The organism is Micromonospora sp. WMMD975 (assembly GCF_029581215.1).
Taxonomy (GTDB): domain Bacteria; phylum Actinomycetota; class Actinomycetes; order Mycobacteriales; family Micromonosporaceae; genus Micromonospora.
In genome coordinates this window covers 3,887,286-3,909,729 of the sequence record NZ_CP120739.1, presented here as the reverse complement: position 1 = coordinate 3,909,729, position 22,444 = coordinate 3,887,286, and the positions used below count along the sequence as shown (strand labels likewise).

The window sequence follows — 22,444 nt, the reverse complement described above, 5'->3', positions numbered from 1 at the left end:
TATTCGCCGGACGGGGGATCGGGGTACACTGCCGGGCATGGCCGGAGTGTTCCTGCTTCTTACCGAGCCGTGCTGATGCGCTGAACGCGCGACAGCACGGCCGCCCCTCCTGTGCGAGGGGCTTTTTTGTGCCCGCAGCAGACCTCCCACCACCCGAGACGAACGCGCCGAGGAGACGCCATGAGTGAGGCAGCCGCACCGGCCACCGACATCCCCCCGTTCCGGTACACCGCCGCCCTGGCCGACGAGATCGAGCACCGTTGGCAGGAGACCTGGGCCCGGGAGGGCACCTTCCACGCGCCGAACCCGACCGGCCCGCTGGCCGATCCGGACCACCCCCGCGCGGGCGCCGAGAAGCTGTACGTGCTTGACATGTTCCCCTACCCGTCCGGCGCCGGCCTGCACGTCGGCCACCCGCTGGGCTACATCGGCACCGACTGCTACGCCCGCTACCAGCGGATGTCCGGGCGCAACGTGCTGCACGCGATGGGCTTCGACGCCTTCGGCCTGCCCGCCGAGCAGTACGCGGTGCAGACCGGCACCCACCCGCGGACCACCACCGTCGCCAACATCGGGGTCTTCAAGGCGCAGCTGCGCCGGCTGGGGCTGGGCCACGACGAGCGGCGTTCGGTCGCGACCATCGACACCGACTTCTACCGCTGGACGCAGTGGATCTTCCTGCAGATCTTCAACTCCTGGTACGACACGGACGCGAAGAAGGCCCGGCCGGTCGCCGAGCTGATCGCCGAGTTCGAGGGCGGGAACCGTCCCACCCCGGACGGCCGTCCGTGGGCCGAGCTGACCGTGGCCGAGCGCCGCCGCGTCGTCGACGACCACCGGCTGGCGTACGTCTCGGAGGCGCCGGTGAACTGGTGCCCGGGCCTGGGCACCGTGCTGGCCAACGAGGAGGTCACCGCCGACGGTCGCTCCGAGCGGGGCAACTTCCCGGTCTTCAAGCGCAACCTGAAGCAGTGGATGATGCGGATCACCGCGTACGGCGACCGGCTGCTGGACGACCTGGACACGCTGGACTGGCCGGAGCCGATCAAGCTGCAGCAGCGCAACTGGATCGGCCGGTCCACCGGCGCGCACATCGACTTTCCGACCGACGCCGCCCCGGCGCGGGTGTTCACGACCCGCCCGGACACGATCTTCGGCGCCACCTACATGGTGCTGGCGCCCGAGCACGAGCTGGTCGACGTGCTGGTGCCGGCCGCCTGGCCGGAGGGGACGAAGGACGCCTGGACCGGTGGGCACGGCAGCCCGCGCGAGGCCGTCGAGGCGTACCGCAAGACCGCCGCGGCCAGGACGGACGTCGAGCGGCAGGCGGACAGCAAGGAGAAGACTGGCGTCTTCGTCGGCGCGTACGCGACCAACCCGGTGACCGGCGGGCGGATCCCGATCTTCGTCGCCGACTACGTGCTGGCCGGCTACGGCACCGGGGCGATCATGGCGGTGCCCGCCCAGGACGAGCGGGACTGGGCCTTCGCGGAGGTCTTCGACCTGCCGATCGTGCGCACCGTGGCCCCGCCGGAGGGTTTCGACGGCAAGGCGTTCACCGGCGACGGCCCGGCGGTCAACAGCGCGGCGCCGGAGCGGGGCATCGACCTGGACGGCCTGGGGGTGGCCGAGGCCAAGGCGCGGATCATCGAGTGGCTGGAGGCGAACGGGCACGGCGCGGGCGCGGTCACCTGGCGACTGCGCGACTGGCTGTTCTCCCGGCAGCGCTACTGGGGCGAGCCGTTCCCGATCGTCTACGACGAGACCGGGGCGCCGATCGCGCTGCCGGAGTCGATGGTGCCGGTCGAACTGCCCGAGGTGGACGACTTCTCGCCGAAGACGTTCGACCCGGAGGACGCCGCCAGCAACCCGGAGACCCCGCTGTCGCGGCGGCGCGACTGGGTGGAGGTGGAGTTGGACCTGGGTGACGGGCCGAAGCGCTACACCCGGGAGACGAACGTGATGCCGCAGTGGGCCGGCTCCTGCTGGTACGAGCTGCGCTACCTGGACCCGGCCAACGCGGAGCGGTTCGCCGACCCGGCGAACGAGGCGTACTGGATGGGCCCGCAGCGACCCGGCGACTGCGGCGGCACCGACCTGTACGTCGGCGGCCAGGAGCACGCCGTGCTGCACCTGCTGTACGCCCGCTTCTGGCACAAGGTGCTGTTCGACCTGGGGCACGTCTCGTCGTTCGAGCCGTTCCGCAAGCTGTTCAACCAGGGCATGATCCAGGCGTACGCGTTCGTCGACGCCCGGGGCGCCTACGTGCCGGCCGAGGAGGTCGTCGAGGTCGACGGCCGCTGGTTCCACGGCGAGAACGAGGTCCGGCGCGAGTACGGCAAGATGGGCAAGTCGCTGAAGAACGTGGTCACCCCGGACGAGATGTGCGCGGCGTACGGCGCCGACACGTTCCGGGTGTACGAGATGTCGATGGGTCCGCTGGAGGTGTCCCGCCCGTGGGAGACCCGGGCGGTGGTCGGCTCGTACCGTTTCCTGCAGCGGGTCTGGCGCACCGTCGTGGACGAGCAGACGGGCGGGTCGCGGGTCACCGACGCGCCGGCCGACGAGGCGACCCGGCGGCTGCTGCACAAGGTCGTCGACGGGGTCCGCGCCGACATGGACGGGATCCGGTTCAACACCGCGATCGCCAAGCTGATCGAGCTGACCAACAGCCTGACCCGGCTGGCCGGGACGCCGCGCGAGGTGGCCGAGCCGCTGGTGCTGATGGTCGCCCCGTTCGCCCCGCACGTCGCCGAGGAACTGTGGCGCCGGCTGGGCCACGACACCTCACTGGCGTACGCGGACTTCCCGGTGGCCGACGCGAGTCTGCTGGTGGCCGAGTCGGTGACCTACCCGGTGCAGGTCAACGGCAAGGTGCGCGGCCGGGTGGAGGTGCCGGCCGACGCGCCCGAGGACGCGGTCCGCGCGGCGGCGCTGGAGGCGGTGGCCGGCGCGCTGGCCGGCAAGGAGCCGCGCAAGGTGATCGTGGTGAAGGGACGGATGGTCTCGGTCGTCGCCTGACCTCGCCGTCTTCGAGGCTCGGTCCGGCTGGTATGGCCGGGGCGGCGGCCGAGCCGTCGAGGGCTGACGGACGGCTGCGGCGACGAGGACTGGACGGACCGGCCGGGTCGGAAAGGGGTCTGCGGCGCCTACAAACTTGATGACGTGAATGACTCGCTCCTCCGCGATGGCAATCCACGTCCGTGCGGAGGCAGCCTGGCGTCCGTGCGGAGGCAACCACGCGCGTCCGCGCGGCTGAGTCATCTATGCCATCAAGTTTGTAGGCAACAGAGGAGGCAGGTCCGGACCGGAACGTGACATCGCGGGACTCAGCGGTGCGGCGAAGTGGGGGGAAAGGTGGTCAGGTCGAGCGCGGCCTCGACCGCCGGTCAGCCGCTCGCCGGTGCCCGGCAGGTCAGGTCGGGCCGAGGCGGCGTTGCCGTTCGGCCCGCCACCAGCGGTGGATGATCAGCACGCTGGCGATCAGGCCGAGGCTGGCCGGGGCCGCCGCGTACCAGTTGATCGAACCGGGGCTGCTCACCGCCGCGCCGATCGCGGCGTAACCGATGGCGGTGGGCGCGGAGGCGATCACGCTGCCGGCGAGGAACGGCAGCACCCGGGCGCCGGTGGTGCCGTAGCCGTAGCTGACCAGCCCGAAACCGGCGATCGGCAGCAGCCGTACGGTGATCACCCCGAACACGCTCTGCCGGGCGAACCAGCCGTCGAGCCGGGCCAGCCGGCCGCGGACCCGCTCGGCCACGAACTCACGGCCCAGCAGGCGGCCGACCGCGAAGCCGAGCGCCGCCGCGAGCAGCGCCGCGCCCAGCGCGTACGCGGCGCCCTGCACCGGACCGAAGATGGCGCCGGACGCCAGCGTGACGAACGTCCGGGGCACCAGGGCCACCAGCAGCAGCGCGCCGCCGACCACGGCCGCGACCGGGGCGTACCCGCCGAGCGCGTCGGCGAGCCGGGGCAGGTCGGCCGCGTCCGGCCGGGGCGCCAGCAGCAGCGTCACCGCGAAGCCGGCGAGCAGCAGGAGCAACAGCCCGAACCGGCGTGCCGACGGCTGCCCGAGCAGCCCGGCGAGCCGGCGGACCACCGGTCGCCGCCCCGGTGGGGCGGCGCCGGTCATGCCCGGGCGGCGGCGGCGACCGCGGCGCGGCGCTCGGACCGGAGCCGGTCGGCCCAGGTGTCGTCGAGCGCGGGGAGCTGGTGGATGCCGGTCGCCCAGCGCAGCAGCAGGTCGGCCAGGTCGGGGTTGCGCGCGAGCGCCGGGCCGTGGGAATAGGTGCCGAGCAGCTTGCCCCGCCAGGCGCCCTCGGTGGCGCCGTCGTTGCCGACCCCGGCGGTGACCCGGGCCAGCGGCGACACGCCGGGGCCGAGGTGGGTGCGCCCGCCGTGGTTCTCGAAGCCGGTCAGGTGCGGGATGCCCAGCCGCGGGTCGACCTCGCCGGCCAGTTCGCCGACCGCCCGGGTCGGACCCCGGTCGGAGGAGAGGTCGAGCAGTTCCAGGCCGGCGCACCTGGTGCCCTTGGCGAAGAAGGAGGTGCCGAGCAGTTGGTAGCCGGCGCAGACGCCGAACACCACCGAGCCCTGGGCCACCGCCCGGTGCAGGCCGCCGTCGGCGTGCAGGCGCTGGGCGCCGAGCGCCTGCGGGCCGTCCTCGCCGCCGCCGATCAGGTAGATGTCGGCGGTGGCGGGCAGCCGCTGGTCGGAGCGGACCTCAAGCACCTCGACCGGCATGCCGCGCAGCTGGGCCCGGCGGGCCAGGATCAGCGCGTTGCCCCGGTCGCCGTAGGTGGACAGCAGGTCGGGGTAGACCCAGACGATGCGCAGGCTCTCAGTTGACACGGTCCAGCTCCGCTCGGATGTCCTGGAAGGCGGTGTAGTTGGCGATGACCTCCAGCCGGCCGGGCGGCACCGCGCGGACCGCCTCGTCGAACGTGCGCACGTGCCGGAACGGCACGCCGTTGACGTCGAGCCGTACCGCGAGGTCGTACGCCCGGTCGCCGGTGATCAGCACCTGCCGGCCGGCCAGCGGCGAGAAGTCGACGTCGAACAGCCACGAGGTGTCCAGTCCGTCGGGGTCGCGCGCGTTGATGGAGAGCAGTGTCGGCGCGACGTCGGCCATGTCGAACGCCTCCAGCCAGCTCGCCGGGTTCTTGGCCAGCAGCAGCCGGATGTTGCGCCCGTCCCGCTGCACCTGGGCGTACCGGCCGGCCACCGAGGCGACCGTGCCGAGTCGGGAGACCGCGTCCACCGGGCGTACGCCGAATTCGGCGGCGACCGCCAGCGCGGTGGCCGCGTTGCCGAGGTTGACCTTGCCGGGGAGTTGGAGCTGGATCTTGTGCCAGGCGCCGGTGGGGTCGAGCACGCCGTCGTCCTCGACCGTCCACTGCGGTTCGGGGCGGCGCAGCGGGCACCCGGTGCACCACCACTGCCCGCCGGAACGCTGGATGGTGGAGCCGCACTCGGGGCAGACCCACGAGTCGTCGTGCCAGCGCTGGCCGGCGCTGAACCAGGTGACGTGCGGCGGCACGTGGCCCTGGGCCGGGTCGGCCGGCGGGGTGGCGGCCCAGACCACCATCGGGTCGTCGGCGTTGGCGACCACCCGCACGTCCGGGTGCCGGACCAGGGCGGCGCGCCAGAGCTGCGCCATCATGGCGACCTCCTTGGCCCGGTCGAGCTGGTCGCGGGAGAGGTTGAGCAGCGCCACCACGTGCGGTTCGGTCGCCTCCAGCACCTGGGCGAGGTAGTGCTCGTCCACCTCCAGCACGGCGTAGGGCGTGCTGCCGGCCTTGGCCAGCGCCGAGGTGTGCCCGGTCGGCATGTTGGCGCCGAAGGCGTTGGAGGCGACCCGACCCAGCACGCCTACCGCGGCGGCGGTGAGCCGGGTGGTGGTGGTCTTGCCGTTGGTGCCGGACACCAGGGCGATGGCCCGCCCGGCCGAGAGGTGGGCGAGCAGGTCCGGGTCGATCTTGAGGCCGATCCAGCCGCCGATCACCGAGCCGTCGCCACGGCCCGCGGCCCGCGACAGCGCCGCGGCGGTGCGCGACACGGAGCTTGCCACCTTTGCCCGCATGGGCATCTTCGCGTCCGTCACGCGAGCGAGGTTACCGGACCACGGACGCCGCCAGATCGCCGCCGACGGTGAACCGTTCGGCCGGGGACGACACGGTGGACGGCCGGAGCGCGCTCGCCCGGACGGTGGCGGTCGATGTCGGGTAACGGACCGTCGGCGGGGGGCGTGCACCCCCTCCACTCCGCCCCACCCGCATTGACGTGCGGTTTTACGCGCCGGATCGCCGCGCCGAGCGGGCGATTCTGGTTGCAGGTGGAGGGAAGTGGAGTAGAGTGGGGCGCGATGGTGAGGCCGGGAGGGCCACACCGGCCCGGGGGGTCAGCGGCGCCGCGAACGCCGCTCAGGGCGAGGGGGTTGGGCCGATGTTCCTCGGCACCCACACTCCGCGCCTGGACGACAAAGGCCGGTTGATCCTGCCGGCCAAGTTCCGGGACGAGCTGGCGGGGGGTGTCGTGATCACCAAAGGGCAGGAGCGCTGCCTCTACGTCTTCCCGATGCCCGAGTTCCAGCGGATCGCCGACCAGTTGCGTGCGCAACCGATGACGAGCAAGGCGGCCCGGGCCTACAGCCGGGTCTTCTTCGCCAGCGCGCACGACGAGGTGCCGGACAAGCAGGGCCGGGTCACGATTCCCGGGCACCTGCGGTCCTACGCGGCCCTCGACCGGGATCTGGTCGTGATCGGGGCGAGCACCCGGGTGGAGATCTGGGACCGGGCGGCCTGGGAGGCCTACCTCGCGGAGAGCGAAGACGACTTCGCCGACATCGAGGAGGGGGTGCTGCCGGGCGGTCTGTAGGGCGTGACGGCGCCCGACGTACTGCGAGATCTCCAGCCGCTTTCGAGTTCCTGGCACCCCTTCCCCGGTGCCAGGCGCACGATCCGACACGGAGGGCCGCGGCCTCCGGCGGGCGGGGAGCGGATGGGGATCTGGCGGTATGGCGAGGCGTCGTGGCGACGACGGACACGTGGACGAAGACGGGTTTCGAGCAGTGGGGGTCGACATGGGGGAGCTACGCGGCACGCATGTGCCGGTGCTGCTCGAGCGGTGTCTCGAGCTGCTGGCCCCCGCGCTGGGCCGCCCCGGCCGGACCGTGCACGTCGACGCCACGCTCGGCCTGGCCGGGCACGCCGAGGCGGTGCTCACGGCACACCCGGACACGGTCCTGATCGGCCTGGACCGGGACACCGAGGCGCTCGCCCACGCGCGGGTCCGCCTGGCCCGGTTCGCCGACCGGGTCCACCTGGAGCACGCCGTCTACGACGAGCTGCCCGAGGTGCTCGACCGGCTCGGCTACCCGGCGATCGACGGCGTGCTGTTCGATCTCGGCGTCTCGTCCCTGCAACTCGACGCGCCCGACCGCGGGTTCGCGTACGCGCAGGACGCGCCGCTGGACATGCGAATGGACCAGACCCGGGGGGTGACCGCCGAGGAGGTGGTCAACACCTACTCCCATCCGGATCTGGCCCGGCTGTTGCGGGTGTACGGCGAGGAGAAGTTCGCCGGGAAGGTCGCCTCGGCGATCATCCGGGAGCGCGAGCGGACCCGGATCACGTCGTCGGCCCGGCTGGCCGAGCTGGTGCGGGAGGCCATTCCCGCCCCAGCCCGACGAACGGGCGGACACCCCGCAAAGAGAACGTTTCAGGCTTTACGGATCGAGGTAAACAGAGAACTGGCAGCGCTGGAGACGGCGCTGCCGGCCGCTCTGGACAAGCTCACCGTGGGCGGCCGCATGGTGGTCCTGTCCTACCACTCGCTGGAGGACCGGCTCACCAAGCAGGCGCTCGCCGATCGGGTCCGCAGCAAGGGCCCGGTCGACCTCCCGGTCGAACTGCCCGGGTCGGGCCCGACGTTCCGGCTGTTGAGCCGGGGCGCCGAGCTTCCCGGGGAGGCGGAGGTGGCCGCGAATCCGCGGGCCGCCTCGGTGCGGCTGCGGGCCGCGGTTCGGCTCGATCCGGAGGCGACCCGGCAGGAGGGTACCGACCGCGAACGGTACCGCCGCCGGGTGAAGGCGATGCACCAACCGGGGAACGGCACGGACGAAGAGGGGGAGGGGACATGAACGTCGAGAAGCGCGACGGCCGGGGGGCCGTCGGGCAGCGCGCACCGCGGTCGGGGGGCCGGACCACGGCGCAGCGCACCACGCGAGACACGACGACGGCCGGTGGTCGGGAGGGGACCCGCGCCCGGGGGACGCGCGACTACCCGACCGAGGGCAGCGCCGCGCTGCGTCCGGCCGAACGCAGCCGGACCACCGCGCCGGCGGCGCCGCGGCTGCGGGTCGCCCCGCCGCCGCCGATCCGGGTGCCGCGGGCGCCCTTCGTCGGGCTGATCCTGGTGCTCGTCGTCGGCGGGGTGCTCGGCATCCTGGCGGTCAACACCAAGATCAATGAGAACGCCTTCCGACTGGAGCGGCTCCAGCAGCAGCAGGCCAAGCTCGACGTGGACGAGCAGGAGCTGAAGAAGGAGATCGCCGACCAGGAGGCGCCCGGCAACCTCACCGCCAACGCCCGCAAGCTGGGCCTGGTGGAGTCCGCGGACCCCGCGTACATCCGGCTGCCGGACGGGGAGACGATCGGCGTCCCGCACCCCGCGGAGGGTGGGACGGCGGGCGGCCAGCAGGGCAACGGAGGCTGAGCGATGCCGCCGAGATCGGACGAACCGCGCCGGGACCCCACGGGCTCCCGGCGCGGTTCGTCGCGTGGGGCCGAGCCGCGCGGGTCCGAGTCACGGGAGCCGGGCGTCGGGGGGATCTCCGACGCCCGCGCGTACACCCCGCGCGGGCGGACCATCCGCGAGGGTGGCGCGGAGCAACGGCGTACCCCCCGCAGCAGCCGGTCCGGCGACCCGTTCCGGCCGGCGTTGCAGGTCCTCGACGGCGGCCGGGTCACCCGCGCCGGCCGCCGGGAGCCGGCCGCGGCCGGCGAGAGCGCCCGGGCCGGCCGCCGCGCGCCGACGACCGGCGGTCGCGCCGGCGTGGTGCGGACCGTCTCCGCCCGCCCGGCCCGCGAGCCGTTCGAGGACGACGAGGAGGACCCGCCGCCGCGGCGCCGGCCCGGCCCGCGCCGGCCGGCGGCCCGCCGGCCGGTCCGCAAGCCGCGCCGCCCGCCCCGGCTGGGCGACCCGCGCCGGCGGCTGCGCCTGGCCACGGTGCTGGCGCTGGCGATGTTCGCCAGCATCGGCGTCCGCCTGGTCTACCTGCAGACCGCGAACGCCCCGGCGTACGCCGACGGCGGCCTGTCCAAGCGGGTCGCCACGGTCGAGCTGCCGGCGCCGCGCGGGGCCATCCTCGACCGCAACGGCCAGCCGCTGGCGCACAGCGTGGAGGCCCGGTACGTCTTCGCCGACCCGACCGAGGTCGAGGACCGGGACGCGACCGCGCGGGCGCTCTCCCCGCTGCTCGGCGTGCCCGCCTCGAAGCTGGCCGACCGGATGAAGCCGAGCAAGCTGCCCGGCACCGACAAAGACCTGGAGTTCGTCTACCTGGCCAGGGGGGTCGAGATCGGCACGGCCAAGCAGATCGTGGCGCTCGACCTGGCCGGCATCGGCGTGCACCGGGACGAGCGGCGCGAGGTGCCCGGCGGCGACCTGGCCGCCAACATGCTCGGCTTCGTCAGCCCGGACATGAACGGCCTGGAGGGGCTGGAGGCGAAGTACGACGACCTGCTGCGCGGCGTGGCCGGCAAACGGACCTACGAGGTGGGCCAGGGCGACCTGGCCGCGCCCATCCCGGGCGGCTACAGCCGGACCACCAAGCCCCAACCGGGCAGCTCGCTCCGGCTCACCATCGACCGGGACCTCCAGTTCATGACCCAGCGGATCCTGACCAAGCAGGTGGCCCAGGCCAGGGGCAGCGTCGCCGCCGCCGTGATCATGGACGTCCCGACCGGGGAGGTGCTGGCCCAGGCCAGCCAGCCCACGTACGACGCGGCCGACCCGACGAACGTCGACTCGCCGGCGGACCGGGACGACGCGGCCACCAGCTTCGTGGTGGACCCCGGCTCGATCCACAAGGCGATCACCTACGGCGCGGCGCTCCAGGAGGGCGTGATCACGCCGAACACCACGTTCCCGGTGGCCAACACCACGGTCCGGGGCGGCGTCACGTTCGAGGACACCCACCACGCGAACGGCCGCGTCATGAGCATCCCGGGAATGCTCGCCTTCTCGTCCAACATCGGCACCATCGAGATCGCCGACCGGTTGGGCAAGGAACGGCTGATCGACTACCAGAAGCGGTTCGGGCTGGGCCAGCCGACCGGCGAGGGCCTGCCCGGCGAGGCGTCCGGCCGGCTGCTCCCGGCCGACGAGTGGAGCGGCTCGGCGTACGGGTCGGTGCCGATCGGGCACAGCGTGGACGCCACGCCGTTGCAGATGGCCGCCGCGTACAACGCCATCGCCAACAACGGGACGTACGTGCAGCCGCACCTGATCAAGGAGACGATCGGGCCGGACGACAAACGGACCCCGAGCGCGGCCCCGGCCTCCCACTCGGTGCTCAGCCCGGCCAACGCCGCCGCCCTGCGCAGGATGCTGGAGGCGGTCACCACCGTCGACGGCCCGGACGGGCGGGCCACCGGCCTGGCCGCCGCGGTGCCGGGCTACCGGGTGGCCGGCAAGACCGGCACCGGCCTGCGCTACGACAACGGCAAGCGGCAGCCGGGCGACGTCGGCTCGTTCATCGGGATGGCCCCGGCGGAGAATCCGCGGTACGTGGTGGCGGTCTTCGTCTGGAGCCCCGGCGGCGAGGGCGGGGCGGTCGCCGCGCCGGCGTTCCGCGAGATGATGGGCTTCACTCTCCGCCACTACCGGGTGCCGCCGTCGCGCACCGACAAGTCCCCGAAGTTCGAGGTCTTTCCGCGCTGAGCGGGCCCGGCGGGACATCATCGGTGAGTGGCGACGAACCACCGGGGCGGCTGTGCGGTCGGAACCGGACGACCGGGTAGGGTCTGACGCCGTGCCCGGCAATCCACGTCCCGCCACCGTGCTCCCCGTCCGGCTCGGCGACCTCGCCGCCCGCCTGTCGGTGACACCGCCGGAGGCCGCCGCCGACGTGCCCGTCACCGGGGTCACCCACGCCAGCCAGGAGGTCCGCCCCGGCGACCTGTACGCCGCCCTGCCCGGCGCCCGCCGGCACGGCGCGGAGTTCGCCGCCGCCGCGGCCGGCGCCGGCGCGGTGGCCGTGCTCACCGACCCGGCCGGGGCGCCGCTGGCCGCCGCCGCGGGCCTGCCGGTGCTCGTCGTCGACGACGCCCGGGGCGCGCTCGGCGACGTGGCCGCCACGGTCTACGGGGACCCCACCGCCGGGCTGACCGTGATCGGGGTGACCGGCACCGCCGGCAAGACCTCCACCAGCTACCTGATCGAATCCGGGCTGCGCGCCGCCGGGCACGTCACCGGCCTGGTCGGCACCGTGGAGACCCGCCTCGGCGACCTGGTGGTGGACAGCGTCCGGACCACCCCGGAGGCCACCGACCTGCACGCCATGCTCGCGGTGGCCCGCGAGCGCGGGGTGGACGCCGTGGTCATGGAGGTGTCCAGCCACGCGCTCGTCATGGGCCGGGTCGGCGGCGTCCGGTTCGACGTCGGCGGCTACACCAACTTCGGCTCCGACCACCTCGACTTCCACGCCGACGAGGCGGACTACTTCGCCGCCAAGGCCCGGCTCTTCGACGGCAGGTGCCGGGTCGAGGTGCTCAACCACGACGACCCGGCGCTGCGCCCGCTGCGCAAGCCCGCCACGGTCACCTACTCGGCGGCCGGTGACCCCTCCGCCACCTGGTGGGCCGACCAGGTCGACGGCGAGGGCTACGCGCAGCGCTTCACCCTGCACGGCCCGGAGGTGCCGGCGCTGCCCACCGGCGTGGCGCTGCCCGGCCGGCACAACGTGGCGAACGCGCTGCTGGCCGTCGCCACGCTCGTGGCCGCCGGCGTCGACCCGGTGACCGCGGCGCGCGGCGTGGCCGCCTGCGGCGGCGTGCCCGGCCGGTTGGAACTGGTGAGCGGCGACGCCCCGGTGCGCGGCGTGGTCGACTACGCGCACAAGGCGAACGCGATCGAGGCGGTGCTGACCGCGCTGCGCGACCTGACCGACGGTCGCCTGGTGTGCGTGCTTGGCGCCGGCGGCGACCGGGACCGCGGCAAGCGGCCGGTGATGGGCGACGCGGCAGCCCGGGGCGCCGACGTGGTGCTGGTGACCGACGACAACCCGCGTACCGAGGATCCGGCCACGATCCGGGCCGAGGTGCTGGCCGGCGCGTACGCCGCGGCCACCGCGGCGCGGATCATCGAGGTGCCCGGGCGGCGGGCGGCGATCGAGGAGGCGGTCCGGGTGGCCGAACCGGGTGACGTGGTGGCGGTGCTGGGCAAGGGCCAGGAACGCGGCCAGGAGGTCGGCGGCGAGGTGCTGCCGTTCGACGACCGGGTGGAGCTGGCGGCGGCGCTGCGCGCCCGCTTCGGCGACCTGGTGGGTCAGCGGTGATCCCGCTGACGCTGGCCGAGGTGGCCGCCGCGGTGGGTGGGCGGCTGGCCGACGCCGACCCGGGCGCCACGGTGACGTCGACGGTGGAGTTCGACTCCCGCAAGCTGACCCCGGGCGGGCTCTTCGTCGCGTTCCCCGGCGAGAAGGTGGACGGTCACGACTACGCGGCCCGCGCGGTGGCGGCCGGCGCGGTCGCGGTGCTCGGCACCCGGCAGGTGCCGGGCGTGCCGATGGTGCTCGTCGACGACGCGCTCGACGCGATGGGCCGGCTGGCCCGCGCGGTGGTCGACCGGCTGCCCGGGCTGACCGTGATCGGGTTGACCGGCTCCTCCGGCAAGACCACCACCAAGGACCTGATCGCCCAGTTGGCGGTCCGGCTCGGCCCGACCGTGGCGCCGCCCGGCTCGTTCAACAACGAGTTGGGGCACCCGTACACGGCGTTGCAGGCCACCCCGGAGACGCGCTACCTGGTGATGGAGAAGGGCGCCCGCGGGGTCGGTCACGTCCGCTACCTGTGCGACGTGGTGCCGCCGCGGATCTCGGTGGTGCTCAACGTCGGGGTGGCGCACCTCGGCGAGTTCGGCTCGGTGGAGACCATCGCGCTGGCCAAGGGGGAGCTGGTCGAGGCGCTGCCCGACGACGGGCTGGCGGTGCTGAACGCCGACGATCCCCGGGTCGACGCGATGGCCACCCGGACCTCCGCCCGCGTGGTCCGGTACGGCGAGTCGGCGCAGGCCGACGTGCGCGCGGTGGACGTGACGCTCGACGGCCGGGGTCGGCCCTCGTACACCCTGGTGACACCGGAGGGGAGCGCGCCGGTGCGGCTCGGGCTGACCGGCCGGCACCAGGTGTCCAACTCGCTCGCCGCCGCGGCGGTCGCCCGGGAGCTGGGGCTGCCCCTGGCCGACCTGGCCGCGGCCCTGGGCGAGCTGGGTCTGGTCTCCACCCGGCGGATGGACGTCTTCGAACGCCCCGACGGGGTGGTCGTGATCGACGACTCGTACAACGCCAACCCGGCCTCCACCGGCGTGGCGCTGCGCGCGTTGGCAAGCATGCGGGGCGAGGGGCGTACCGTCGCGGTGCTCGGCTACATGGCCGAGCTGGGCGACTTCGAACGGGAGGGACACCAGCAGGTCGGCCGGCTCGCGGCCGAGTTGGGAGTGGACCGGCTGCTCGTGGTGGGCGAGCCGGCGGCGCCGATCCACGAGGGCGCGACAGCGGTAGGCAACTGGGGAGGAGAGTCGGTGCTGCTCACCGATCAGGCGGCGGCCGTCGAGGTGCTGCGGAGCGAGCTGCGTCCAGGGGACGTGGTGCTGGTGAAGGGCTCCCGGTATCGGACCTGGGAAGTGGCCGACGCGCTGCGCGCGGACGCCCGGGAGGCGGCGGAGGGCGGCGCCGCATGAGGGCGGTCATCGTCGCCATCGGCGTCGCGTTCCTGATCTCGCTGTTCTGCACCCCGATCGCGATCAAGGTGTTCGCCCGGCTGAAGGCCGGCCAGCCGATCCGATCGAACCTCGGGCTGGCCAGCAACGAGGGCAAGAAGGGCACGCCGACGATGGGCGGCGTGGTCTTCATCCTGGCCACGGTCATCGCGTACGTCGCCGGGCACCTGGCCCTGACCACGCTGCCGGACGCGCAGATCGCGCAGGTCGAGCCGACCATCACGGCGCTGGTGCTGCTGGGACTGATGGTGTTCTCCGGCGCGGTCGGCTTCATCGACGACTTCCTCAAGGTCCGCAAGCGGCACAGCGGCGGTCTCAACAAGCGGGGCAAGCTGGCCGGGCAGATCCTCGTCGGCGCCGTGTTCGGCGCGGTGGCGGTCTACTTCCCGTCGAGCATGACCGACGTCAGCGGCAACGCGACCAACACCGAGACGGTGGGCAGCACCACGCTGAGCTTCATCCGGGACATCCCGGCGCTGGAGATCGGCAGGATCGGCGCGGTGATCGTCATCATCATGGTGGTGATGGCGGCGACGAACGGCGTCAACCTCACCGACGGGCTGGACGGCCTGGCCACCGGCGCCTCGGTGATGGTGCTCGCCGCGTACGCGCTCATCGCGTTCTGGCAGTACCGGCACTGGTGCGCGGACCCGAACTACACCGAGGCGTACTGCTACACGGTGCGCGACCCGCTGGAGATCGCGCTGATCGCCGGCGCGGCGGCCGGCGCGTGCGTCGGTTTCCTCTGGTGGAACACGTCGCCGGCGCGGATCTTCATGGGTGACACCGGCGCGCTCGGGCTGGGTGGCCTGATCGCCGGCATGGCGATGTCCACCCGGACGATCCTGCTGCTGCCGATCCTGGGCGGCCTCTTCGTGATCATCACGATGTCCGTGGTCATCCAGATCATCTCGTTCCGCACCACCGGCAAGCGGGTGTTCCGGATGTCGCCGCTCCAGCACCACTTCGAGCTGGCCGGCTGGAGCGAGGTCAACATCGTGGTCCGGTTCTGGATCATCGCCGGCATCGGCGTGGCCATCGCGTTGGGCCTGTTCTACAGCGAGTTCCTCGCCGCGGTCAGCTAGGTGTGAGGAGGGGCCCCTTTTTAACAGACGTCTGTTAAAAAGGGGCCCCTCCTTCAGATCCGACACGCCGACCGCGCGGTTGCGCCACGGGCGGGCGGGGCGAGCCGCCATGATGGGCGGGTGGGGGAGGGACGAGACATCCAGGTCAGCAGCGACCCGCCGGTCCGCCGTGCGCCCGCGGCGACGCCACCGGCCGATCCGCCGGCCGCGCGCTGGGATCCGGCGGGCGGCCTGGCCGCGCTGCGGGGCCTGCTGGCTCGGCCGTTGGCCTCCTACTACCTGCTGCTCTCCAGCGCCGGCCTGCTGCTGCTGATCGGCCTCACCATGGTCTTCTCGGCGACGAGCGTCCGGGACTACGCCGAGGGCGGTGACGCCGCCGCCTCGCTGACCAAGCAGACCGTGTTCGCGGTGATCGGCGTCGGCGCGTTCTGGGCCTGCCAGCGGCTGCCCGCGCGTACGTTCCGGGGGGTGAGCCGCCCCGCGCTCGGCGTGGCGGTGGCGCTGCTGCTCCTGCTCAACCTGCTGGTCGCCATGGAATCGCTGTTCGGGGTGGCGTCCATCGGGCCGTTGAAGGGCGAACTCCTCTCGCTCTCCCTCGGCCCGATCTCGCTCCAGCCGGCCGAGGTGGCCAAGTTCGCGCTGGTGCTGTGGGGCGCGCACGTGCTCGCCCGCAAGGGCGCCAAGCTGGGCTGGTGGCGGGAGTTGGCCACGCCGCTGTTCCCGGTGGTCGGCCTGCTCTTCGTGCTCGTCGGCTTCAACGACCTGGGCAGCATGTTGTGCCTGGTGGCGCTCGTGGTGGGTCTGCTCTGGGCGGCCGGCGTCCGGGGCCGGGTCTTCGCCGTGCTCTCCACGATCGGCCTGGCCGGTATCGGCCTGCTGGTCGCCGCCGCCTCGCTCGGCGCCGGCTCCGGCTCCCGGGACGCCGACAACTACCGGCTGGGCCGGCTCACCATGTGGCTGAACCCGCCGGATCCGCAGACCTGCATCGAGCTGAAGCTGGAGAACTGCTACCAGCCGATGATGGCCCGGTACGCGATCGGCAACGGCGGCTGGTTCGGCGTCGGCCTGGGTCAGAGCGTGTTCAAATGGGACTGGCTGCCCGAGGCGCACAACGACTTCATCTTCGCCATCATCGCGGAGGAGCTGGGCGTGGTGGGCTGCGCGGTGATCCTGGCGCTGTTCGCCGTGCTCGCCTACACCGGGATGCGGATCGCCCGCCGGGTGGAGGATCCGTTCCGCCGGCTCGCCGCCGCCGGGGTGACCGCCTGGCTGGTCGGGCAGGCCGGCATCAACATCGGCGGGGTCACCGGGCTGCTGCCGCTGACCGGCGTACCGCTGCCGTTCATCTCCGACGGCGGCAGCGCCCTGGTGGTGACGCTTGCCGCGATCGGCATGCTCGCCTCCTTCGCCCGCGCGGAGCCGGACGCGGCCCGGGCCCTGAACGCCCGTCCACCGGCCCGATGGGTCCGACTAGTGTGGGCCCCGTTGCCGCCGCTTCCCGGCCGGCGCCGCCGACCGGCGCCGCCACCGGCGGACCGAGGGTCCGTGCCCCGGTCCCGCCAGCGTCGGCGCGACGATCAGGCCGCGGCCCGCGGCGCCCGGTCCGACCGGGCGCGCGCCGGCTCGGCGAGCGAGAGGAGACGCTGATGGGTCCGCTGCGTTCGGTGGTGCTCTGCGGAGGGGGTACGGGCGGGCACATCTACCCGCTGCTCGCCTTCGCCGACTGCCTGCGCCGACACGACCCGAGCGTCCGGATCACCTGCCTGGGCACACCGAAGGGGCTGGAGAACGAGCTGATCCCGCCGGCCGGCTACGACCTGCGGCAGATCCCGGCCTACCAGCTGCCCCGGTCGGTGAACATGAGCCTGGTGCGCACCCCGGACCGGATGTGGAAGGCGGCCCGCGCCGCGGGCAAGGTGATCGACGAGGTGCAGGCCGACGTCGTGGTCGGTTTCGGCGGGTACGTCTCGGTGCCCGGCTACCTGGCCGCGTGGCGGCGCGACCTGCCGATCGTCATCCACGAGGTGAACGTGCCGCCGGGTGTGGCCAACCGGATGGGCATGAAGTTCACCAAGAACGTCGCGGTGGGTTTCCCGCACCAACCGGTGCAGGCCGAGGCGCTGCGCGACGCCCGGGTGGTCGGGGTTCCGCTGCGCCGCGGCATCGCCGGGCTGGACCGGGCCGCCCTGCGGGACGCCGCGCGTGCCCACTTCGGGCTCCGCCCCGACCTGCCGGTGCTCTTCGTGGCCGGCGGCTCGCAGGGCGCCCGCTCGATCAACCTGGCCGTCTCCGGCGCCGCCAAGGAGCTGGCGCGCAACGGCGTGCAGGTGCTGCACGTGATCGGCGCCCGCAACGAGCCGGTCTCCGTCCCCTCCGACCTGCCGGTGCCGTACGTGACGCTGCCCTACCTGTCCGAGATGGAGCTGGGTTACGCGGCGGCCGACCTGATGCTGGGCCGGGGCGGCGCGATGACCTGCGCCGAGGTGGCCGCGATCGGCCTGCCCACGATCTACGTGCCCTATCCGCACAGCAACCAGGAGCAGAAGCGCAACGCGCTGCCCGTGGTGGACGCCGGCGGAGGGCTGCTCGTCGACGACGCCGAGGTGACCCCGGCCTGGGTGGAGCACACGGTGATCCCGCTGATCCGGGACACGCAGCGGCTCTGGGCGATGAGCCACGCCGCGGCCGGCTACGGTCGCCGCGACGGCGACGTGGCGCTGTTGAACTTCGTCTACGAGGCGGTGTCCCGCTGATGCGGGCCGTCGTGACGGGAAGGTACCTGACATGAACACCGCGCAGTTCACGCCCGCCGGCACCATGACCGCGGAGGATCTGGGCCGGATCCACCTGATCGGGGTGGGCGGCGTCGGGATGGCCGGTCTGGCCCGTCTCTTCCTCACCCGCGGGCTGCCGGTCTCCGGCAGCGAGTTGCGGGAGTGGCCGTCGCTTGCCGGCCTGCGGGCGCTGGGCGGGACGATCCACCCCGCTCACGAGGCGTCCAACCTCGACGGGGTGGACACCGTCGTCTACTCCTCGGCGATCCCGCAGGACCATCTGGAGATGGTCGAGGCGCGTCGCCGGGGCCTGCGCGTGCTGCACCGGTCCGAGGCGCTCGCCGCCGCGATGACCGGCCGGCGCACGGTGGCGGTGGCCGGCACGCACGGCAAGACGTCCACCACGTCGATGGTCACCATGGTGCTCCAGCAGGCCGGCACCGATCCGTCCTTCGTGATCGGTGGCGAGATCTCCGAGGTCGGCTCCGGCGCGCACCACGGCACCGGCGAGCACTTCGTGGTGGAGGCGGACGAGAGCGACCGCTCCTTCCTCATCTACCGCCCGTACGTGTCGATCATCACGAACATCGAGGCGGACCACCTCAACACCTACGGCGACCTGGCCAACCTGGAGGCGGCCTTCGCCGAGTTCGCCCGGCTCACCGATCCGGACGGTTTCGTCGTCACCTGCGCCGACGACGCCGGTGGCCGGCGGCTGGCCGAGACGCTGCGGTCCGAGGGGCGTCGGGTCTGGACGTACGGCGAGTCCGCCGACGCCGACCTGCGGATGAGCGAGGTGGTGTCCTCGGCGCGCGGCGTGCGTTACCAGGCCGAGATCGAGGGCCGGTCGCTGGGCGAGATCCGGCTGCCGATCCCGGGCCGGCACATGGCGCTCAACAGCGCCGCCGCGGTGCTCGCGGCGTACCTGCTGGAGCTGCCGGTGGCGGCGGCGGAGGCCGCGCTCGGCGCGTTTCCCGGCGTGCGGCGGCGCTTCGAGCGCAAGGGCGTGGCCGACGGCGTGCTCGTCTACGACGAGTACGCCTACCACCCGACCTCGATGACGCTTGCGCTCCAGACGCTGCGCGAGGTGGCCGGCGACGGCCGGCTGATCGTGGTCTTCCAGCCCTACCGGCTCTACCGCACCCGGGACCTCCAGGCGGAGATCGCCGCCGCGCTCGGCATCGCCGACGAGGTGGTGCTGCTGGAGGTCTTCGGCCCCGGCGAGCAGCGCGACCCCGGCGAGGGGTCGGCCGCGCTGCTCGCGGCGGTGCCGCTGCCGGCGGATCGGAAGGTCTTCGTCGAGGCGTGGGACGACGTGCCGGCCGAGGTGGCCCGCCGGGCCCGTACCGGCGACGTGGTGGTGACCATGGGTGCGCCGCCGATCTCGCTGATGGGTGACCAGCTGCTGGACGCCCTGGTGGCCCGGACCGGCGGCGCCGCGGCCCCGGGCGTCGGCGTCGACCCGGACGGCGCGGCGACCACCGCCGGATGAGTCCCGGCCCGGCCCGCGGACGCACGGGCGGCCAGGACGGCGGGGCGGGGCGGCGGAGTCCGGTCCGCCGCTGGCAGCTGGTGCGGGCCGGCGCGGACGCGGTGCCGCCGTCCACCCGCCGTTTCATGGCCCGGGCCCGGCAGCGGCGGATGCGGGCCGCGCTGCCCTGGGCGGTGGCGGCGGCGGTGCTCTCGGTCGCCGGTCTGGTCGCCTGGACGGTGCTCGGCACCGGGCTGTTCGGCGTCCGCGATGTGCGGGTGGTCGGCGCGCGGCTGGTCACGCCGGTGGAGATCCGGGACGCCGCGGCGGTGCCGGACTACGCGCCGTTGGCGCGGGTGGACCTGGCCGCGACCGCCCGCCGGATCGGCACGCTGCCGCCGGTGGCGCGGGCCACGGTGGCGCGGGAATGGCCGTCGACGCTTGTGATCCGGGTGGTCGAGCGGGTGCCGGTGGCGGCGGTGCCGCAGGGGGAGCGGTTCGCCGTGATCGACGCCGCCGGCGTGGTCTTCCAGCGCCTGGACCGGGCCCCCGACGGTTTGCCGCTGGTCCGGGTGGTCCGGCCGGGCCCGGACGACCCGGGTACCCGGGCCGGCCTGGCGGTGCTCGCCGCGCTCGGCGAGAAGCTGCGGGCCGAGCTGGTCACGGTGGACGTGGCGGGGCTGGCCCGGATCACGGTGCGGCTGCGCGACGGCCGGGAGATCTTCTGGGGCGACGCCTCCCGCAGCGCGGACAAGTCCTCGGTGGCCACCGCGTTGCTGCCGCGCCGCGCCGACCGGATCGACGTCAGCGCGCCGGACGTGGTCACGTTCAAGTGACCGGTGGGTCAGTGGGCGGGCGTTGTGTCGCTGGTCGCTCCGTCGGCGACACGCCGAAAGGGGTCCTTGGCTCCTGGCGCGGCGGCGCATACGTTGCCCCGAAGAGATCAGTGGTTGACATAACTCTAAGCCTCTAGTAGAGGGTTAGGGTTCTCGTCGCGGAGGGGTTCGCCGGAGTTGCTCCGCCGCTGGTCCGGCCAAGCCGTGTGGGGTCGGCCCATGCCAATCTCGAAGGGAAAGGACCGGAGATGACACCTCCGCACAACTACCTGGCGGTCATCAAGGTCGTCGGCATCGGGGGCGGCGGCGTGAACGCCGTCAACCGGATGATCGAGGTTGGGCTCAAGGGCGTCGAGTTCATCGCGATCAACACCGATGCGCAGGCGCTGCTGATGAGCGACGCCGACGTCAAGCTCGACGTGGGGCGGGAACTGACCCGAGGGTTGGGCGCCGGCGCGAATCCGGACGTCGGGAAGAACGCCGCCGAGGACCACCGCGACGAGATCGAGGAGGTGCTCAAGGGCGCCGACATGGTCTTCGTGACCTGCGGCGAGGGTGGCGGCACCGGCACCGGCGGCGCGCCGGTGGTGGCGAACATCGCGCGCAAGCTCGGTGCGCTCACCATCGGCGTGGTCACCCGGCCGTTCTCGTTCGAGGGCAAGCGCCGCCAGGTGCAGGCCGAGGCGGGCATCGAGGAGCTGCGCAACCAGTGCGACACGCTCATCGTGATCCCGAACGACCGGCTGCTCGCGCTCGGCGACCGCAACATCTCCATGATGGACGCCTTCCGCACCGCGGACCAGGTGCTCCTCTCCGGTGTCCAGGGCATCACCGACCTGATCACCACGCCGGGCCTGATCAACCTGGACTTCGCCGACGTGAAGAGCGTAATGAGCGGCGCGGGCAGCGCGCTGATGGGCATCGGCAGCGCCCGGGGTGAGAACCGCGCCGTCGAGGCGGCCGAGGCGGCCATCTCCAGCCCGCTGCTGGAGCAGAGCATGGACGGCGCGCGGGGGGTGCTGCTCTCCATCGCCGGCGGCTCGGACCTCGGCCTGTTCGAAATCAACGACGCGGCGCAGCTGGTCACCGACGCGGCCCACCCGGACGCCAACATCATCTTCGGCGCGGTCATCGACGACGCCCTCGGTGACGAGGTGCGGGTGACCGTGATCGCGGCCGGCTTCGACGGGGGCACGCCGGCCTACAAGGCGGTCGAGCCGCCGCGCAAGAGCAACCAGAACCCGCCCGCCCAGCCGAACGCGCCGGTGAGCCCGCCGGCCACCATGCCGGCCCCGCAGCAGCCGTCGCGCCGGGTGCTCTTCGACGACGTCGACGTGCCCGACTTCCTCAAGAACGGGTCCTGAGCCGCGCCGATGACCGACTCACCCATCGCGGTGCGACCCGAGCGTCGCGCCGAACTCGCGGCCGGCCTGACCCGGGTCCGGGCCCGCGTCGCGGACGCCTGCGCGGCGGCCGGCCGGTCCCGGGACGAGGTGACCCTGGTCGCGGTGACGAAGACCTACCCGGCCGCCGACGTGGTCGCGCTGGCCGGGCTCGGGGTGACCGACGTGGGGGAGAACCGGGACCAGGAGGCGGCGCCGAAGGCGGCGGCGGTGACCGATGCCGGGGCCGCCCCGCGCTGGCACTTCATCGGCCAGTTGCAACGCAACAAGGCCCGTTCGGTGGTCCGGTACGCCGATGTGGTCCAGTCGGTCGACAGCGTGCGACTGGCCGCCGCCCTGGACGCCGCCGTGACCGGCGTCCGGGACCGGCCGTTGGACGTGCTGGTGCAGGTCAGCATCGACGGTGACCCGGCCCGGGGCGGGGCGCTGCCGGGCGCGGCCGAGCCGGAACGGGGGCTCGGGCCGGTGGCCGCGGCCGTGGCCGGGGCGGGTGGGCTGCGGCTGGCCGGTCTGATGGCGGTGGCCCCGCTCGGCTGGGAGCCGGATCGGGCGTTCGCCCGGCTGGCCGAGGTGGCGGCGGGGCTGCGGGCCGACCATCCGGGCGCGACGGCGCTGTCCGCGGGGATGAGCGGCGATCTGGAGAGCGCGATCGCTCACGGCGCGACACATGTCCGCGTCGGCAGCGCGTTGCTCGGCATGCGTCCCACGCTGGGGTAGCCTGGCCGCGACGGAAGCAAATTACATCAGTGTTGTTCAGGACGGCGTTTCCCGTAGCCGGGGGCCGTGGCGGGCGGGCCGCGAACCGCACGTCAGGGGATTGCCGATCCGGTCCGGTGGGCATGATCGTCCACTCGTGATCAGGCGACACGGCACG

Annotated in this window: 17 protein-coding genes; 14 read left to right on the top strand and 3 right to left on the bottom strand. The window is 73.5% G+C overall.

What is annotated here, in order from left to right:
• Positions 1 to 180: 180 nt before the first annotated feature.
• Positions 181 to 3,021 (top strand): leucine--tRNA ligase, encoded by a 2,841-nt coding sequence (gene leuS, locus O7613_RS16880; RefSeq protein WP_282289264.1) that lies wholly within the window; start codon positions 181 to 183, stop codon positions 3,019 to 3,021.
• A gap of 394 nt (positions 3,022 to 3,415) precedes the next feature.
• On the opposite strand, the gene O7613_RS16875 is transcribed toward leuS, so the two are convergent.
• Genes O7613_RS16875 through O7613_RS16865 form a run of 3 tightly spaced genes read right to left on the bottom strand, consistent with a single transcriptional unit; the run spans position 3,416 to position 6,088 of the window.
• A complete protein-coding gene (locus O7613_RS16875) occupies positions 3,416 to 4,132 on the bottom strand; it encodes a VTT domain-containing protein (protein ID WP_282289263.1) in 717 nt (238 codons plus the stop codon).
• On the bottom strand, positions 4,129 to 4,851 hold the full coding sequence (locus O7613_RS16870) for a glutamine amidotransferase (protein ID WP_281587450.1): 723 nt from the start codon (positions 4,849 to 4,851) through the stop codon (positions 4,129 to 4,131). Before O7613_RS16870 ends, O7613_RS16875 begins: the two co-directional genes overlap by 4 nt.
• Complete coding sequence (locus tag O7613_RS16865; protein ID WP_281590184.1) at positions 4,841 to 6,088, bottom strand: MurT ligase domain-containing protein; 1,248 nt, start codon at positions 6,086 to 6,088, stop codon at positions 4,841 to 4,843. The genes O7613_RS16870 and O7613_RS16865 overlap by 11 nt, the downstream gene beginning before the upstream one ends.
• A gap of 356 nt (positions 6,089 to 6,444) precedes the next feature.
• Here O7613_RS16865 and mraZ point away from each other — a divergent pair, with 356 nt between their 5' ends.
• The 13 genes from mraZ to O7613_RS16800 all read left to right on the top strand — a co-directional run bounded on the left by mraZ (position 6,445) and on the right by O7613_RS16800 (position 22,287).
• Entirely contained in the window at positions 6,445 to 6,876 is a 432-nt protein-coding gene (gene mraZ / locus O7613_RS16860) for a division/cell wall cluster transcriptional repressor MraZ (RefSeq protein ID WP_073831045.1), read from the top strand.
• A gap of 205 nt (positions 6,877 to 7,081) precedes the next feature.
• Entirely contained in the window at positions 7,082 to 8,140 is a 1,059-nt protein-coding gene (gene rsmH / locus O7613_RS16855) for a 16S rRNA (cytosine(1402)-N(4))-methyltransferase RsmH (protein ID WP_348775378.1), read from the top strand.
• Positions 8,137 to 8,715 carry a hypothetical protein gene (locus O7613_RS16850; RefSeq protein WP_281587451.1) on the top strand — a complete coding sequence of 193 codons (579 nt, stop codon included), beginning with the start codon at positions 8,137 to 8,139 and terminating at the stop codon, positions 8,713 to 8,715. The genes rsmH and O7613_RS16850 overlap by 4 nt, the downstream gene beginning before the upstream one ends.
• Before the next feature lie 3 nt (positions 8,716 to 8,718).
• On the top strand, positions 8,719 to 10,944 hold the full coding sequence (locus O7613_RS16845) for a penicillin-binding protein 2 (RefSeq protein WP_282289262.1): 2,226 nt from the start codon (positions 8,719 to 8,721) through the stop codon (positions 10,942 to 10,944).
• Positions 10,945 to 10,996: 52 nt separating this feature from the next.
• Entirely contained in the window at positions 10,997 to 12,559 is a 1,563-nt protein-coding gene (locus O7613_RS16840) for a UDP-N-acetylmuramoyl-L-alanyl-D-glutamate--2,6-diaminopimelate ligase (protein WP_281587453.1), read from the top strand.
• Positions 12,556 to 13,962: a UDP-N-acetylmuramoyl-tripeptide--D-alanyl-D-alanine ligase gene (gene murF / locus O7613_RS16835; protein WP_282289261.1), complete on the top strand. Its 1,407-nt coding sequence runs from the start codon at positions 12,556 to 12,558 to the stop codon at positions 13,960 to 13,962. The genes O7613_RS16840 and murF overlap by 4 nt, the downstream gene beginning before the upstream one ends.
• On the top strand, positions 13,959 to 15,086 hold the full coding sequence (gene mraY / locus O7613_RS16830; RefSeq protein WP_281587455.1) for a phospho-N-acetylmuramoyl-pentapeptide-transferase: 1,128 nt from the start codon (positions 13,959 to 13,961) through the stop codon (positions 15,084 to 15,086). The genes murF and mraY overlap by 4 nt, the downstream gene beginning before the upstream one ends.
• A gap of 231 nt (positions 15,087 to 15,317) precedes the next feature.
• Positions 15,318 to 16,733 carry a putative peptidoglycan glycosyltransferase FtsW gene (locus O7613_RS16825; protein ID WP_281590186.1) on the top strand — a complete coding sequence of 472 codons (1,416 nt, stop codon included), beginning with the start codon at positions 15,318 to 15,320 and terminating at the stop codon, positions 16,731 to 16,733.
• A complete protein-coding gene (gene murG, locus O7613_RS16820; RefSeq protein ID WP_281587456.1) occupies positions 16,733 to 17,839 on the top strand; it encodes an undecaprenyldiphospho-muramoylpentapeptide beta-N-acetylglucosaminyltransferase in 1,107 nt (368 codons plus the stop codon). The genes O7613_RS16825 and murG overlap by 1 nt, the downstream gene beginning before the upstream one ends.
• A 31-nt stretch (positions 17,840 to 17,870) precedes the next feature.
• Entirely contained in the window at positions 17,871 to 19,352 is a 1,482-nt protein-coding gene (gene murC, locus O7613_RS16815) for a UDP-N-acetylmuramate--L-alanine ligase (RefSeq protein ID WP_282289260.1), read from the top strand.
• The gene (locus O7613_RS16810; protein WP_282289259.1) at positions 19,349 to 20,167 is read left to right on the top strand and encodes an FtsQ-type POTRA domain-containing protein; all 819 of its coding nucleotides are present in this window, start codon (positions 19,349 to 19,351) and stop codon (positions 20,165 to 20,167) included. The genes murC and O7613_RS16810 overlap by 4 nt, the downstream gene beginning before the upstream one ends.
• 248 nt (positions 20,168 to 20,415) lie before the next feature.
• Entirely contained in the window at positions 20,416 to 21,531 is a 1,116-nt protein-coding gene (gene ftsZ / locus O7613_RS16805) for a cell division protein FtsZ (protein WP_135241281.1), read from the top strand.
• 9 nt (positions 21,532 to 21,540) lie between these two features.
• Complete coding sequence (locus O7613_RS16800; RefSeq protein ID WP_281587459.1) at positions 21,541 to 22,287, top strand: YggS family pyridoxal phosphate-dependent enzyme; 747 nt, start codon at positions 21,541 to 21,543, stop codon at positions 22,285 to 22,287.
• Positions 22,288 to 22,444 lie beyond the last annotated feature (157 nt).

What these genes read in the sequence shown, in the direction of transcription:
- leuS (WP_282289264.1), top strand. Translation starts at nt 181, where the DNA reads ATGAGTGAGGCAGCCGCACCGGCCACCGACATCCCCCCGTTCCGGTAC.
- O7613_RS16875 (WP_282289263.1), bottom strand. Translation starts at nt 4,132, where the DNA reads ATGACCGGCGCCGCCCCACCGGGGCGGCGACCGGTGGTCCGCCGGCTC.
- O7613_RS16865 (WP_281590184.1), bottom strand. Translation starts at nt 6,088, where the DNA reads ATGCCCATGCGGGCAAAGGTGGCAAGCTCCGTGTCGCGCACCGCCGCG.
- mraZ (WP_073831045.1), top strand. Translation starts at nt 6,445, where the DNA reads ATGTTCCTCGGCACCCACACTCCGCGCCTGGACGACAAAGGCCGGTTG.
- rsmH (WP_348775378.1), top strand. Translation starts at nt 7,082, where the DNA reads ATGGGGGAGCTACGCGGCACGCATGTGCCGGTGCTGCTCGAGCGGTGT.
- O7613_RS16850 (WP_281587451.1), top strand. Translation starts at nt 8,137, where the DNA reads ATGAACGTCGAGAAGCGCGACGGCCGGGGGGCCGTCGGGCAGCGCGCA.
- O7613_RS16845 (WP_282289262.1), top strand. Translation starts at nt 8,719, where the DNA reads ATGCCGCCGAGATCGGACGAACCGCGCCGGGACCCCACGGGCTCCCGG.
- mraY (WP_281587455.1), top strand. Translation starts at nt 13,959, where the DNA reads ATGAGGGCGGTCATCGTCGCCATCGGCGTCGCGTTCCTGATCTCGCTG.
- murG (WP_281587456.1), top strand. Translation starts at nt 16,733, where the DNA reads ATGGGTCCGCTGCGTTCGGTGGTGCTCTGCGGAGGGGGTACGGGCGGG.
- murC (WP_282289260.1), top strand. Translation starts at nt 17,871, where the DNA reads ATGAACACCGCGCAGTTCACGCCCGCCGGCACCATGACCGCGGAGGAT.
- O7613_RS16810 (WP_282289259.1), top strand. Translation starts at nt 19,349, where the DNA reads ATGAGTCCCGGCCCGGCCCGCGGACGCACGGGCGGCCAGGACGGCGGG.
- ftsZ (WP_135241281.1), top strand. Translation starts at nt 20,416, where the DNA reads ATGACACCTCCGCACAACTACCTGGCGGTCATCAAGGTCGTCGGCATC.
- O7613_RS16800 (WP_281587459.1), top strand. Translation starts at nt 21,541, where the DNA reads ATGACCGACTCACCCATCGCGGTGCGACCCGAGCGTCGCGCCGAACTC.